This is a genomic window from Shewanella sp. 10B, from assembly GCF_023475885.1.
Taxonomy (GTDB): Bacteria; Pseudomonadota; Gammaproteobacteria; order Enterobacterales; family Shewanellaceae; genus Shewanella; species Shewanella mangrovisoli.
In genome coordinates, this window is sequence record NZ_JAMDJO010000002.1 from 869,960 (window position 1) to 883,007 (window position 13,048).

Sequence of the window (13,048 nt, forward strand, 5' to 3'; positions counted from 1 at the left end):
CCGTTTTCATCATGCTTAAAGTTGTACTTCACCACTGAGGTGCGGTCTGCGACCTTTACTGTCGCGTAGCTCAAATACCCACTTGTCTTGTGATTTTTCGTAACCAAATCCCACTTCGGCGGGCATCAGCAGCGGTAACTTAAATGCCACATCGACTACGAAGGGGCGCTCACCAATCTCAGGCATTAATTCCGCTAGGCAGCGCGCTTTAGACCACATACCGTGGGCTAACACACGGTCAAAACCAAAACGTTTCGACAGCACGGGATGCAGGTGGATCAGGTTATAGTCGCCTGATGCTTTGGCATAACGGCGGCCTAAATCTTCACTTAACTCCCAAGATTGGGGCGAGTCCCAAGCCATCTCGAGCGCCTTAGGTGGACGAACGCGGCGGCCAGCGGTCTCGATACGATAGAGGTAAGTCGACAGCGATTCCCACACCAGCTCTTCGCCCACAAAGGCCTTAGAGACAAATTCAAACTCTAAGCCTGAATCGGTTTCACGGCAGGTAGTTAACGCGCATTCGAGGGAGAACACTTCATCGACTGTCGTCGGACGATAGACTTGAATACGGTTCTTTAAATGGATCATCCCCAGCAGCGGGAAGGTAATACCATCGTGGGTAAAAATCACCGCGTGCAGGCGAAATGCCATCACATACAAATAGGTTGGCGGTAATATTTTACCGTTGAAATCAAAGCCACACACTTGGGCATATTGGCTAACTTTGGCCTCGGACACTTGCACATTGGGCGCCGACACCTTGATATAAGGTAAGGGCTGTTGATCCCAACCGGGTTTACGACCAAAGAAAATCTTGCGATAAAGAGAAAACAGCGAGGGCATCGCGTTCAATTCAACACAATATGCATTATTCAAGTCTGAGTACCTTTTAATTAACTATCCCTACGCACGAATAACCAGAAATACCCCGTACAGATGCATAACATCTGAAAAATCAAAAAGCTCACGAGTGTAAAACAGGCAAAACTGTGTCTAAAAAGGGCTGATGCTGACTCACCGAATGGACAGCTAAAGAGTCAGGTTTATCGAAAACGGCGAGATTATACCCCAGCGGATAGAGTTCTGGATATCCCCCACTTTACTGTGATTTTTTATCCCATTAAAAATCAATACATTATAAAAACATGGCTCTGCATGACTTTGCCTTATCCACACTGCGAGTGCGAAAATATTACGCCTGTGCCACACTATCGCCCCCAGTCTTTAACTTAGTTAACCCGTGCAAGATAAGAATTTCGATAAACTCGCGCAAAAGTTCGCGAAGAACATTTATGGCACCCCTAAAGGTGAAATCCGTGCCGCCGTGTTATGGCGCGATCTCGCTCCCGCCTTGGCGCAATTTGGCGATAAAAAACTGCGGATTTTAGATGCGGGCGGCGGCTTTGGTTATTTCAGCCAAAAGCTGGCACGTCTGGGCCATGAAGTGGTGCTGTGCGATATTTCCGCTGAAATGCTTGCCCAAGCGAAAACACAAATCGATGCTAGCGACACGCCATTGGCTATCCGTTTAGTGCACGCGCCGATTCAGGCCCTCTCGGTCGAGGTACATGGCAAGTTCGATCTTATCCTCTGCCATGCCGTAGTCGAATGGCTCGCCGATGCGAAAACCACCATGGAAGGCTTGCTGACCATACTTAAGCCTAATGGGCTGTTTTCGCTGATGTTTTACAATAAAGAGGCGATGCGTTTCCATGCATTAGTGTCAGGTAATTTCGACTATGTTGCCGCCGATCTTAAGGTGAAGAAGAAGGTGCGCCTCACGCCGACGCACCCGCTTTATATTCATGATGTTAAACAATGGTTTGCCGAATGGAACATGGATCTGCTGCGCGAGTCGGGCGTGCGAGTCATTCACGACTATTTGAAGAAACATCAGCCTGCGGATTTTGACTATCAAAAGCTGCTGACGATGGAGCTCGAATATTCCCAACGCGAGCCCTATATTTCGCTCGGCCGATATGTGCATTTTCTGGGGCAAAGCGCCGCAACTCTAGATGCATCCAACTAATGTCGCGAAACAATAAAGGACGCCAAGGCGTCCTTTATTGTTTCATCACCAGATGATTCGACCCTAGTTCTGTGCACTAAGTGCGTTCAAATCCAGAGTGCCAACCCCAATCATCCGTTACACAACGATATCAGTCACATTGCTCACGCCAACAGGCGGTTACGGTTACGCCCTTCTGTTTAAGCAGTTGCACCACGCTTTTATCACCTACCACATGGCCGGCGCCCACCACCACAAATAGCGGTTCACTGGCGGCTTTTGCGGTCATTAATCTCATCATGCCATCGGCCATGACTTTATTGCGCTGCCAGAGAATTTTATCCAGCATCAGGGTGTCGCCCTCCCCGCCAAGCTGCTCCTGCATCAAAGTATCCAACGCTGTTTCATCACCGGAGCGCCACGCCTCAACCAGTGAGAGTAGTTCGGCATCTGAGGCATTAATGGCTTCGCGCACCATAGACCACTGGGCCTGGCTATCGAAGGAGGACAGTAATTGGAACTGCGACTCAGCCGTCTCTAGCTGATACACAGGCTTACCCGCACGGCCAAGCAGCTGCATATCGACACCATAGTCGGTGCTAAAACCTAAGCCATTGTAACGTAATAGATTAAGTTGAGATGCCTGCAACCAAGGCGCAAAGGCTTGAATCGACTGGCATAGGCTGGCTTTGTCTTCACAATAGTGACGCATCACCTCTATCGTTTGTTTGTCCCGGCTCTGCCAATCGAGCCCCTGTGCATTAGTCGCCATACCATACTTTTGCAATAGGGCACGACTGTCGATTTTATTGGTATCGATTTCAACCACCAATCCCTTGGACTTGGTAAATGCCGCTTCCACTTGCGCCGGCATCGGATAAAAATCGGCACGGCCAATATGAATCGAGCCCAACAGGTAAGCGGATTTCCCCTGCCATTGCACCTGATAAAACGGCGGTTTATCCGTCTGTGCCGCCCAACTCGACCCACTGGTAAACATTGCGACGCCGCACAGCGCCAGTAATAGTCGCCACCGACTTGTTGCCATATCCTTTGCCCCTTATAATTCCTGCAAATTTTGCAATGAGACGCTGTTATGCCACACACTAAGGTTATAGAGCAACTGAAAGAAAATCTTCAAATCGCCTATCGCCAAGCCATAGACGCTGACGCTAAGTTAGATGAATTGAAAAAAGCGGGCCATGGGAAATTCACTAGCATCTTCACCGCCGAACAGGGCTTTATGGTGTCGAGCAACCGCTTTTTGCCCTATGTGCAAGAATTGGTGGACGACCTCACTAAGCTGCAACAACAGAGCAGCCTAGATCCCGCCGCACTGGAAACCTTAGTGCGCCAACTGGCCACCCTTCTCAAAACCCTGCACGCCTTCAAAAAGCAGAGCTAATTCAATAAACGCTGAAATATCATCAATTTCAGCGTTTGCTCTCATTTCCAGTACACGGATTTTCAGCAAACAAAATTGTCATCATTTTGTCATTTCTAAGTCATAGACTCCGCAAACATTGTCGTGGGGACTGAAGTAATGACGAGTTTAGATCTGGCAAAAGAGCTTGATAAGATTATCGCAAAGGGGGCTATCAGCCCACTTTTTCAGCCCATTTTCAATATCTTGGAACACAAGATCCACGGATTTGAAGCCCTGAGTCGTGGGCCGGAGCATAGCCCGCTATACTCACCCATTCCGCTGTTTAAAACCGCGGAACATCAGGGCAAACTGAGCGAACTCGAGACACTCTGCCGCCGCATTTCACTGGAGCAATTCAAACTGCGCCAGTTCCAAGGCCGTTTGTTTATCAATATTTCCCCTAAGGCCCTACTCGATCCCACTCATCCAAAGGGCATGACGCTGCAACTGCTACAGCAGTTAGGAATTTCACCGTCACAGGTGGTAATTGAGTTATCGGAGCAATATCCCGCCGACGATATCGACTTACTGAAATCTTGCCTGAATCACTATCGCAGCCAAGGCTTTATGACGGCTATTGATGACTTGGGTGCAGGTTATTCGGGTTTACGGCTCTGGTCTGAGTTATCGCCCGACTATGTGAAAATCGATCGCCACTTTATCCACCAAATTGATTCAACCCCGGTGAAACAAGAATTTGTGCGCTCGATTGTCGAACTGTGTCAAAGCCTCACCTGCAAAGTGATTGCCGAAGGGATTGAAACCCAAGAGGAACTCGCCGTACTCAAACAGCTAGGCATAGTTTATTGCCAAGGCTATTTACTCGGACGCCCGGAGGCGCTGCCGAGCCGCGTGATGAAAGCGATCTTAGTGCCGAATAATACCCAAGTTCAGCCCAGATACAGTGAATCCGCCGAAAGTCTCTGCACCAGCGCCATTACAGTGGTGCCGACACTCAAGCTTAAGCACCTAAGCGATACCTTTAGCTCTCAACCCGCCTTACAGGCCGTGGTTGTGGTGCAAGATCAACTGCCGCTGGGGATTATTAGCAGAGCGACTTTGCTGGAGCTCTTTAGCACGCCCTATGGCCGAGCCCTGCATGAAAACCACGCCGTCAGTGAAGTGATGGACCCGCAAGTGTTGCAGATTGAAGCCAACGAGCCCCTGTCGATTGTGAGTCAATTACTGACCTCGGAGAGCGCCAATACTGTAGCCCAGCAATTTATCATTCTGCGTCGGGGCAAATTGCTTGGCATTGGTCACACCAAAGATTTGCTACAGCGGATCACCGAGCACAGGATCAAGATGGCAAGGCATGCCAATCCGTTAACGGATTTACCCGGTAATGTGCCCATTCAGGAAGAACTCAAACGCCTCAGAAACCAACAAAAGCCCTTCTACTTGGCCTATTTTGATCTCTGTCAGTTCAAGCCTTACAACGATATTTACGGTTTCTGCCGCGGCGATGAGGTGATCTGTGAGGTAGCCAATCTGTTAGTGAAATACAAGACGGACAACTGTTTTATCGGCCATGTCGGTGGCGATGACTTTGTGGTGATCAGCACCTGCGAGCAACTCATCGAGCGCTGCCAACGGATATTGACCGAGTTTGAGGCCAACAAGTCGCTCTTTTATAGTGCAGAGCATTGGCAAGCCCAAGAAATGCTCGCCGATGACAGGCAAGGACAAGCCTGTTATCACAAGTTAATCAGCCTGTGTGTCGGCGTCCTTACTCCCGCCCATACCTATAACTGCAATGAACATAGCTTATCGACCTTAAGTGCCAAGGCAAAAAAACAGGCAAAATCCGCGAGTAACGGATTTTGCCTGTTAGAAGAAAGAGACATGAGCCCCCAAGCATTGAGTGCTTAAGCTGGTTTAATCAGCCTAGAGTTTCGGTGCAACGGTCTTTTTTAACCAATCACTTAGCATTTTGGTTTCATAGTTAAATGGTTTGTCATTTAACGGCTGAATACCCGTCATAAAACCCATATCGGAGAGCTTTTCATCCCCGGCGATGATCACTTTGTCATTTTCAAGTACTTGATAACTAAAAGTCATACGCGGCGGATAGATCTCTTTGATCACCCGTAAATCATCGGCGGTTGCCCCAAAGGTTGGGCGCATATCCCCGGCGAGGTCGACATCGGTCACCGTCAGCTCTAACTTTTGATTCGGTTTTAAGACTTTTGCCGCTTCTTTATTGATATTCGTAGTTAAAGTATCGAATAAACGCTGTTCATAACGGGACTGAATTTCGCCCGATGACTTAATATCACGGAAATCTTTTGGGTTTTGCCAAACAATCTTAACCACCCCATCTTCTGTCACAGGATCGGTTTTCGCCTCGTCTGCGGCCCATACAGCACTGCAACTCAACACACTGGCGAGTAATAGGAACTGAACTTTCATCTTTGCCTCCTAGGCCTCATTGTTTCTGCCATATACCGTACAAAATCTAACCTGAACTTCAGCTTAATGCAAAATCGTATTTATGACAGCATAGACTAAGTAAGCTTTTGTATAGATTAGTAAATAATTTAAGCTAATCGCTATCAATCCGTATCTTTTTGTATCTTAACGCACCAAACGAGTGCAAAGTTATTAATTTGTGATCATTTAACGCGCATCTTACTTAAAAAAGTATTATCCTTCGCTCAATCTTTTATGACCACGACTCAAAAATGAAATTCCCCGTTGTACCCGTGTTTGTGTTAATCCTCTTTACATGCTTTGCCAGCGCCATTTGGTTTATCTCTTCGGGAGAGAAAGACACGCGCCCCGAAACCTGGTCATCCTTTATTTATACCCATGGTTATGATTCTGGGAAGTATAAGAAAATGGATAATTTCGACAGTTATGAAGCCTGTCGTGACTATGCCAAGGAGCAATCTTCCTTTTACGATAATGTGCCTTGGGAGTGTGGTCTAAAGTGCGGCTTCGATTCCCGTAAACAGGGTTTTCAATGCCAAGAGATGCGAAACGAGCAGTAAGATAGCGGTTCAGCCAAGGTTCAAGATCCCTCCAGTATGCTTAATTTCTCAGCAATACCTTTGGTTTTGTTTGTCATGGATGCACGATGAAAGCCAAACGACGATTTAAAGACTAACCGATTATCGGTAATTTAAATTTGGAGTGTTCTATGAAACTAACAACCGCAAAGCTACAACAACCTATGATGGCAAAGCTTGCCTTACTGACACTGCTCACCCTAGGCACACTCATCAGTTTACCTAGCCATGCCACCACCCTCAGCGCTGCGCAGCAGCAAGTGGTGAAATCGCACTTTGATAAACTGGCTCAGTCACAACAGCAGGCAGAAGAGCGCATGACTGAGCAGCTCGACCAAGACTTTAGCCGCGAATTAGCGGAGCAAGAGCATCAACTGATGCGCCAAACTTGCCCTCGCTACGGCATGACCTTCGATATCAGCCGCAATGCCTGCTTACGCTCGTAAGCCAAATTAAAACGGAAAACGCGCACTAAGCTCAGGATATTGCTGCTTTAAATCTTTGGGCTTAGTGCTAAATTTTTTACCCGCAGGTGTCGCCTTACCCGAAGGCATAAAAGGCAACTCCTTACCCGTTCTGTCTTCAAATAGTTGACCCGCGATCAAGTCGTAATCTTCGATAAAAGGATAGGCGTAGCCGTCTTTCTCAGGCCATGCTGATAACTGCGCCAAAGTGTCAGGATTGGCAATCACCGCCTCATAACGGACCTGCCCAAGTGAGATCAGAAACGCGCGAAACTCAGCAAAGGCATAATCGGAATCACAGCCCGTGATGATATAAGCCGCTCCCCATACCGACCATAAGTAGCTTCGGCGCATCTGTTGGCCAAACAGCTTATCGAAGGCTTTTAGCTCGTCGTCACTCAGCTCTGCCAACTTTTGCTTTAATGCCTGCGCTAAAGACTCCTGGGATTGCGCTGGCTCACTGCGGGTCACTAAGTCCCAAAATTCTACTTCTGTCATCACTTAACCTAATATTGAATGCCCAAGCAAAGGCGTATTCTACATGATAATACGGTTATGCTGGACTCAGTTCGGGGCTTTTCCTACACTTGCTCCACTTAAAATAACCAATAAACCCAAGTCAATGCCTAAACGCCTTATTCTACTGATTGCCCTTTACACCCTCTTTGCCGTAGTCGCGCTACTGCGTGCCGTTGCTACTGGTTCGTTCGATCTCTTTAGCTTAGGTGTTTTGCCTGTTTTGTTTGGCATACTCACTCAGGCGCCTTGGTCTAGCTTAGTGCTGAAAATTTATATTGGATTACAAACCTTAGGCCTGTCTGCACTGGGGATTACAGCGATTATCGCCTATCAAATTACCCCGCAGGACGTCAAAGTGGTGGTTGAAGGCCACAACATCCCTATGTTGCCCTTAGTCTTAAGCATCATCGCCCTGTTATCTCTGCAGTATTGGATAGCCTTTTCCCGCGTCAGCCATAATTATTTAACTGCAAAGGTAAAAGCATAAGCGTGTTTATTGCTAAGCCCTTGTTTATAGCCTAAGTTAACGGCTCCCTAAAAGACCTGATAAAGCCAGCCACTATGACTCATTTATCGCCCAGCGAACTCTCGATTCTCATTGTTGAGCCATCGGAAACCCAGCGCCGGATTATCATCAAGCGCTTACAGCAAGAAGGCATTATCAGCATTCAAAATGCGGCTGATTTGGCTCAAGCGAAAGAACTGATAGCCCGTCACAAACCGGATCTCATCGCCAGCGCCATGTATTTTGAAGATGGCACCGCGACCGAGTTTTTAAGCTACCTGCGCACCAACAGTGAATACAAAGACATTCAATTTATGTTGGTTTCGAGCGAATGCCGCCGCGAGCAATTGGAGATTTTCCGTCAGTCTGGCGTGGTCGCGATTCTGCCAAAGCCCTTTAATGCCGAACACTTAGGCAAGGCGTTGAATGCAACTATCGATTTACTCAGCCATGATGAGCTCGACCTCAGCCACTTCGATGTGCATGACGTGCGTGTGCTCGTGGTTGATGACAGCCGCATGGCCCGCAATGTGATTAAACGTACCATTGGCAACCTTGGGATCAAGCAGATCACCGAAGCGGAAGACGGCGCTCAAGCCATTGAGTTAATGCGTAATAATATGTTTGACCTGATCATTACCGATTACAATATGCCCAGTGTCGATGGTCTGGCACTCACCCAATTTATCCGTAATGAAAGCCAGCAATCCCATGTGCCTATCCTCATGGTGTCTTCCGAGGCAAATGATGCTCACTTGAGCAACGTCTCGCAGGCGGGCGTCAATGCACTGTGTGATAAACCCTTCGAACCCAAATTGGTGAAGCAGCTCCTATATCAGCTGCTCGAAGAATAAAACCTAAGTCACGAACGGGGCAAATATTCTGCATTTTTGTTACTTATAGGACACAAGCCCGCAGCAAAGGGCTTTCCAACGGCTAAACCTTGTGGCATGTTAGGCACGCTGACTTAATAAATCTACGGAAAGAAGAGACAATAAAGATGAACAAAACTGAACTTATTGCCAAGATTGCAGAAAATGCCGATATCACTAAAGCTGAAGCAGCACGTGCATTGAAATCTTTCGAAGCAGCTATTACTGAATCAATGAAAAACGGTGACAAGATCTCTATCGTTGGATTTGGCTCTTTTGAAACCACGACTCGCGCAGCTCGTACTGGCCGTAACCCACAGACAGGTAAAGAAATCCAGATCGCTGAAGCCACTGTGCCTAAGTTTAAAGCGGGTAAAACCTTGCGTGATAGTGTGAACTAATTCGCTCGACATCATTCTATAAAACGCCTCCTTTGTGGGGCGTTTTTTTTGCCCTGCGAAAAGCATGAAAGATGATTTTTTGCACAAATACAGTGCGCACACCGCTCCATTTTTGATCATTTTAAAACATTTTATTAACAACGCTTTTGTAACCATTTGTTTTTAATGATGTTCAAATAATGGCATGTGATTAGCAATTCCCTTATCAGAAAAAACCATGATGCACCAATGTCACCCGCTCGGTGGTGACATGAGTGAATCGATAAATAAGTCAATCGAGGGGATGAGAATGAGAAAATCACTGTACAGCGTTTTGGCATTATCGACGGGATTGTTACTAACCACCAACGCCTTGGCGGCGGTGTCCGGCAATATTGGCGGCACGTCTAACTATCTATGGCGCGGGGTCACTCAAACCAATGATGCGGTCGCTATCCAAGGAGGCATAGACTACAGCCATGACTCCGGATTCTATGCCGGCACTTGGGCATCCAATGTCGACTTTGGCGACGATACCAGCTATGAGTTGGATCTCTACGCAGGCTACGGCGGCAACATCACCGAAGACCTCAGCTACGATATTGGTTACCTCTACTACGCTTATCCCGATGCCGAAGGCAGCATCGATTTTGGTGAACTGCACGGCGCTATCACCTGGAAATGGTTTGAACTCAGTTACTCACAGGTGATCAATGCGGGTGATGATGTCGCAGCCGAGCCATTAGATAACAAGGATATGAGTTACCTTGCGGCCACAGCATCTTTCCCGCTGACGGATAAACTCAGCCTGTCTTTGCACTACGGCTACTCCAGTGGCGATGTGGTTGAATCTTGGTTTGGCGAAGATAACTACGCAGATTACAACGTTACTCTGAGTGCCGATACCAGCATGGGAACCGTGTCATTTATGGTGTCAGATACAGATCTGCAGGGTGATGATGCCAAGGTAGTTTTAGGCTATTCCTACGGCTTTGATTTATAAGATTAAGCACTAAATTAAGCGCTAGTAAAACAAAAACGCCGCAATAATCGCGGCGTTTTTTATTAGGCAATCACGGCACGATTCGATTTACGTGCCGATACCATCTTCTCAATGTACTCTACGATGGGTTCAGTGACCGAGATCCCCGTGGTCTGTTCAATCCCTTCAATACCGGGCGCCGAGTTCACCTCAAGGATCAAGGGACCGCGATTCGAACGTAAAATATCGACCCCTGCCACCACTAAGCCCATGGCTTTCACTGCAGCGACCGCCATCTTGCGCTCCGCAGGGGTGATTTTCACTTTCTCACCACAGCCACCTAAGTGCAGGTTAGAGCGAAAATCTCCCTCAGGCCCTTGGCGCTTCATCGAAGCCACCACTTTATCGCCGACCACAAAACAGCGAATATCGCTGCCGTTGGACTCCTTAATATATTCCTGCACCATAATATTGGCTTTCAGCCCTAAAAAGGCTTCGATCACGCTCTCGGCGGCGGTTTTGGTCTCGGCCAACACCACGCCAATCCCTTGTGTGCCTTCCAGCAACTTAATCACTAAGGGCGCGCCGCCCACCATGTTAATCAAATCGGGAATATCATTGGGTTTATTGGCAAATCCAGTAATAGGCATGCCAATACCTTTGCGAGAAAGCAATTGCAGCGCGCGTAACTTGTCCCGTGAACGCGCGATTGAAATAGAGTCATTGGCGGCAAATACCCCCATCATTTCGAACTGGCGCACTACCGCGCAGCCATAAAAGGTCACGCTGGCGTGAATGCGCGGGATAATGGCATCGAACCCCGTTAATTCTTGGCCTTGGTAATGAATGCTCGGCTTGATGGAGTTGATATTCATGTAGCAATTCAAGGTATTAATAACCACAGCCTCATGACCACGGCTCTCGCAGGCCGCCACTAGGCGTCGGGTGGAATACAACTCAGGGAACTGGGATAAGATACCTATTTTCATTGCCAAATGACCAAATTAAACACTGTGATTGAAGCTCTGTGCACACTGCATCAGAAAGGGGCGCTGATATTTGTCTATTGCTGAGTGTAAAGCAAGAAAATATTCCTCACCAGACGAAAACCTCAGCCTTAGCCAAACGTAAGATAATCTTCACAATTTAGGGTCATTATTTTGTAAGTAGTGGAGTAATGTACTTGGCCTCAAATTCGCTCGCTTCTAAGGGCCGCGAAAATAAATACCCTTGGAGCACATTGCAATTTCGTGCGGTGCAAAACTCGGCTTGTTCAGCCGTTTCAATGCCTTCGGCAACCGATGTCACGTTAAAACCATAGGCGAAATTGAGTAATGCCGCGAGTAACCGCGTATCTTTGTCATCCTTATCGTAGGAGGCAATAAAGCTCTTATCAATTTTTAATACACTGATTGGAAAGAGTTTTATATGTTCTAGGGATGAAAAGCCTGTACCGAAGTCATCGAGTGCGAATCGCACTCCAAGTTGCGCAATTCTATCGAGCACCTTGGCATGTTCATGGGGTTCTTCAATTAAGCTGTTTTCGGTAATCTCAAGCTCTAGCGCTTTCGCATCTAATCCGGTCACCTCGAGGGCATGGACAATTTTTTCATATAGATCAATGTGTCCAATTTGCGACGCCGACAGATTCACCGCAGTGGTAAAGCTATGTCCAACGGGGGTTAGCTGCGTGAGCCATTCCTGCGCTTGACGACAGGCTTCGATAAGCACCCAGTCACCGATTTCTTCCATCAGACCAATTTCCTCTGCAATAGATAGGAATTGATCCGGTGCAATCAAACCATCTTGCGGATGCAGCCAACGGATTAACGCCTCCATCCCTATCATTTGATGGGTTTGAGAATCTACTTGTGCCTGATAATAAACCTTGAATTCATTCTGCTTTAGCGCCATGCGCAAGCTGGACTCGATATGATTACGGTAACGGACTTCTTTATCTAAGGCCTCAGAATAAAACTGAATTTGGTTGCGCCCCATTTTTTTGGCGCGATACATGGCAATATCGGCGCATTTCATCAACTCAGAGCTATCGGAGGCGGCCTCATTATAAAAAGCCACGCCGATACTGGCGCCAATCATCACATCGTTTTCACCCAGGCAGAAAACCTCCTCAAAGGCCTTAAGCAGGCGATTGGCGACTATCATAGGGAAATATTTGTAGTCATTGTCGGTCACGAGTACCACAAACTCATCGCCACCTAAGCGGGCGATCACATCACCATCTCGCAGTACTGAACTTAATCGCGAGGCGACTTTGACGAGTAAGATATCGCCAGTTTGATGACCTAAAGTATCGTTAATTGCTTTAAAATCATCTAGATCGAGCAAGATAACGGCGAGAAAGTCATTGCTGCGTTTTGCCCTTGCTATAGCGCGGTTCAAACACAGTTCAAACCCGTAGCGATTCACTAATTTGGTTAGAGAATCATGCTCAGCCAACTCTTTGAGTTTTTGATGGCTATTTCTTAGGGCTAAGACCATGGAGGAACGTTGTTTGGCGTAACGAATCGCACGGCTTAAGATCCGTGAATTGACTTCATCTTTTAACAGAAAATCCTGCGCGCCCAGCTCGATACAGCGCTGCGCCAGTTTCTCATCCTCATAACGACTCAGCATCACCACCACAGTTTGGTCTTGAGTCATCGAATTGAGTTTGATCAGCACCTCTAAACCATTGGCATCAGGTAATAGATAATCCAACAAAATACCGTCGAAATGCCTTTCAAGAGCCAAGTTAAGGCCATCGAAAGCACAATTAGCCTCAACCACATTGAAAGCTAATTTGGACTGTCGCAGTGCCCGAATAATCGCAGTTCTATCGACTTCATCATCATCGATCAGTAGTAAATCCATATAC

At 47.3% G+C, this 13,048-nt stretch carries 15 protein-coding genes; 9 read left to right on the top strand and 6 right to left on the bottom strand.

Annotation, left to right across the window (positions count from 1 at the left end; all coding sequences use genetic code 11):
- Positions 1 to 15 precede the first annotated feature (15 nt).
- Entirely contained in the window at positions 16 to 846 is an 831-nt protein-coding gene (locus M0415_RS11385) for a MaoC/PaaZ C-terminal domain-containing protein (RefSeq protein WP_249556572.1), read from the bottom strand.
- A gap of 397 nt (positions 847 to 1,243) precedes the next feature.
- Here M0415_RS11385 and M0415_RS11390 point away from each other — a divergent pair, with 397 nt between their 5' ends.
- Positions 1,244 to 2,032 carry a methyltransferase domain-containing protein gene (locus M0415_RS11390; protein ID WP_249553558.1) on the top strand — a complete coding sequence of 263 codons (789 nt, stop codon included), beginning with the start codon at positions 1,244 to 1,246 and terminating at the stop codon, positions 2,030 to 2,032.
- A 130-nt stretch (positions 2,033 to 2,162) separates the two neighbouring features.
- On the opposite strand, the gene M0415_RS11395 is transcribed toward M0415_RS11390, so the two are convergent.
- On the bottom strand, positions 2,163 to 3,059 hold the full coding sequence (locus tag M0415_RS11395) for a TraB/GumN family protein (RefSeq protein WP_249553556.1): 897 nt from the start codon (positions 3,057 to 3,059) through the stop codon (positions 2,163 to 2,165).
- A gap of 48 nt (positions 3,060 to 3,107) precedes the next feature.
- Between M0415_RS11395 and M0415_RS11400 the strand changes: the two genes are divergently transcribed.
- Both M0415_RS11400 and M0415_RS11405 read left to right on the top strand, forming a co-directional pair.
- The gene (locus M0415_RS11400; protein ID WP_249553554.1) at positions 3,108 to 3,416 is read left to right on the top strand and encodes a prephenate dehydrogenase; all 309 of its coding nucleotides are present in this window, start codon (positions 3,108 to 3,110) and stop codon (positions 3,414 to 3,416) included.
- 138 nt (positions 3,417 to 3,554) lie between these two features.
- A complete protein-coding gene (locus M0415_RS11405) occupies positions 3,555 to 5,309 on the top strand; it encodes a GGDEF domain-containing protein (RefSeq protein WP_249553552.1) in 1,755 nt (584 codons plus the stop codon).
- A 15-nt stretch (positions 5,310 to 5,324) separates the two neighbouring features.
- Here the strand turns inward: M0415_RS11405 and M0415_RS11410 are convergent, their stop codons facing one another.
- Entirely contained in the window at positions 5,325 to 5,849 is a 525-nt protein-coding gene (locus tag M0415_RS11410) for a DUF3016 domain-containing protein (RefSeq protein WP_088211816.1), read from the bottom strand.
- 272 nt (positions 5,850 to 6,121) lie between these two features.
- Here M0415_RS11410 and M0415_RS11415 point away from each other — a divergent pair, with 272 nt between their 5' ends.
- Complete coding sequence (locus M0415_RS11415; RefSeq protein ID WP_011715752.1) at positions 6,122 to 6,430, top strand: hypothetical protein; 309 nt, start codon at positions 6,122 to 6,124, stop codon at positions 6,428 to 6,430.
- A 149-nt stretch (positions 6,431 to 6,579) separates the two neighbouring features.
- On the top strand, positions 6,580 to 6,894 hold the full coding sequence (locus tag M0415_RS11420) for a hypothetical protein (protein WP_249553550.1): 315 nt from the start codon (positions 6,580 to 6,582) through the stop codon (positions 6,892 to 6,894).
- A 6-nt stretch (positions 6,895 to 6,900) separates the two neighbouring features.
- On the opposite strand, the gene M0415_RS11425 is transcribed toward M0415_RS11420, so the two are convergent.
- Positions 6,901 to 7,410, bottom strand: coding sequence for a DUF4240 domain-containing protein (locus M0415_RS11425; RefSeq protein WP_249553548.1), 510 nt, complete (start codon positions 7,408 to 7,410; stop codon positions 6,901 to 6,903).
- Between the two features lie 124 nt (positions 7,411 to 7,534).
- Between M0415_RS11425 and M0415_RS11430 the strand changes: the two genes are divergently transcribed.
- The 4 genes from M0415_RS11430 (at position 7,535) to M0415_RS11445 (ending at position 10,191) form a co-directional block, all read left to right on the top strand.
- Positions 7,535 to 7,918 carry a hypothetical protein gene (locus M0415_RS11430; protein ID WP_249553546.1) on the top strand — a complete coding sequence of 128 codons (384 nt, stop codon included), beginning with the start codon at positions 7,535 to 7,537 and terminating at the stop codon, positions 7,916 to 7,918.
- Between the two features lie 74 nt (positions 7,919 to 7,992).
- Positions 7,993 to 8,790, top strand: coding sequence for a response regulator (locus M0415_RS11435; RefSeq protein WP_220057237.1), 798 nt, complete (start codon positions 7,993 to 7,995; stop codon positions 8,788 to 8,790).
- Positions 8,791 to 8,936: 146 nt separating this feature from the next.
- Positions 8,937 to 9,209 (top strand): HU family DNA-binding protein, encoded by a 273-nt coding sequence (locus M0415_RS11440; RefSeq protein ID WP_011715748.1) that lies wholly within the window; start codon positions 8,937 to 8,939, stop codon positions 9,207 to 9,209.
- A 289-nt stretch (positions 9,210 to 9,498) separates the two neighbouring features.
- Entirely contained in the window at positions 9,499 to 10,191 is a 693-nt protein-coding gene (locus tag M0415_RS11445) for a TorF family putative porin (protein WP_249553544.1), read from the top strand.
- A gap of 62 nt (positions 10,192 to 10,253) precedes the next feature.
- On the opposite strand, the gene rimK is transcribed toward M0415_RS11445, so the two are convergent.
- Entirely contained in the window at positions 10,254 to 11,159 is a 906-nt protein-coding gene (rimK, locus tag M0415_RS11450) for a 30S ribosomal protein S6--L-glutamate ligase (RefSeq protein ID WP_011715746.1), read from the bottom strand.
- 166 nt (positions 11,160 to 11,325) lie between these two features.
- Positions 11,326 to 13,044 carry a putative bifunctional diguanylate cyclase/phosphodiesterase gene (locus M0415_RS11455; RefSeq protein WP_249553542.1) on the bottom strand — a complete coding sequence of 573 codons (1,719 nt, stop codon included), beginning with the start codon at positions 13,042 to 13,044 and terminating at the stop codon, positions 11,326 to 11,328.
- Positions 13,045 to 13,048 lie beyond the last annotated feature (4 nt).

Bases quoted from the DNA above. Each gene is read 5' to 3' on its own strand.
- M0415_RS11425 (WP_249553548.1), bottom strand. From the start codon at position 7,410: ATGACAGAAGTAGAATTTTGGGACTTAGTGACCCGCAGTGAGCCAGCG.
- M0415_RS11435 (WP_220057237.1), top strand. From the start codon at position 7,993: ATGACTCATTTATCGCCCAGCGAACTCTCGATTCTCATTGTTGAGCCA.
- M0415_RS11400 (WP_249553554.1), top strand. From the start codon at position 3,108: ATGCCACACACTAAGGTTATAGAGCAACTGAAAGAAAATCTTCAAATC.
- M0415_RS11445 (WP_249553544.1), top strand. From the start codon at position 9,499: ATGAGAAAATCACTGTACAGCGTTTTGGCATTATCGACGGGATTGTTA.
- M0415_RS11440 (WP_011715748.1), top strand. From the start codon at position 8,937: ATGAACAAAACTGAACTTATTGCCAAGATTGCAGAAAATGCCGATATC.
- M0415_RS11405 (WP_249553552.1), top strand. From the start codon at position 3,555: ATGACGAGTTTAGATCTGGCAAAAGAGCTTGATAAGATTATCGCAAAG.
- rimK (WP_011715746.1), bottom strand. From the start codon at position 11,159: ATGAAAATAGGTATCTTATCCCAGTTCCCTGAGTTGTATTCCACCCGA.
- M0415_RS11415 (WP_011715752.1), top strand. From the start codon at position 6,122: ATGAAATTCCCCGTTGTACCCGTGTTTGTGTTAATCCTCTTTACATGC.
- M0415_RS11385 (WP_249556572.1), bottom strand. From the start codon at position 846: ATGCCCTCGCTGTTTTCTCTTTATCGCAAGATTTTCTTTGGTCGTAAA.
- M0415_RS11410 (WP_088211816.1), bottom strand. From the start codon at position 5,849: ATGAAAGTTCAGTTCCTATTACTCGCCAGTGTGTTGAGTTGCAGTGCT.
- M0415_RS11420 (WP_249553550.1), top strand. From the start codon at position 6,580: ATGAAACTAACAACCGCAAAGCTACAACAACCTATGATGGCAAAGCTT.
- M0415_RS11455 (WP_249553542.1), bottom strand. From the start codon at position 13,044: ATGGATTTACTACTGATCGATGATGATGAAGTCGATAGAACTGCGATT.
- M0415_RS11395 (WP_249553556.1), bottom strand. From the start codon at position 3,059: ATGGCAACAAGTCGGTGGCGACTATTACTGGCGCTGTGCGGCGTCGCA.
- M0415_RS11430 (WP_249553546.1), top strand. From the start codon at position 7,535: ATGCCTAAACGCCTTATTCTACTGATTGCCCTTTACACCCTCTTTGCC.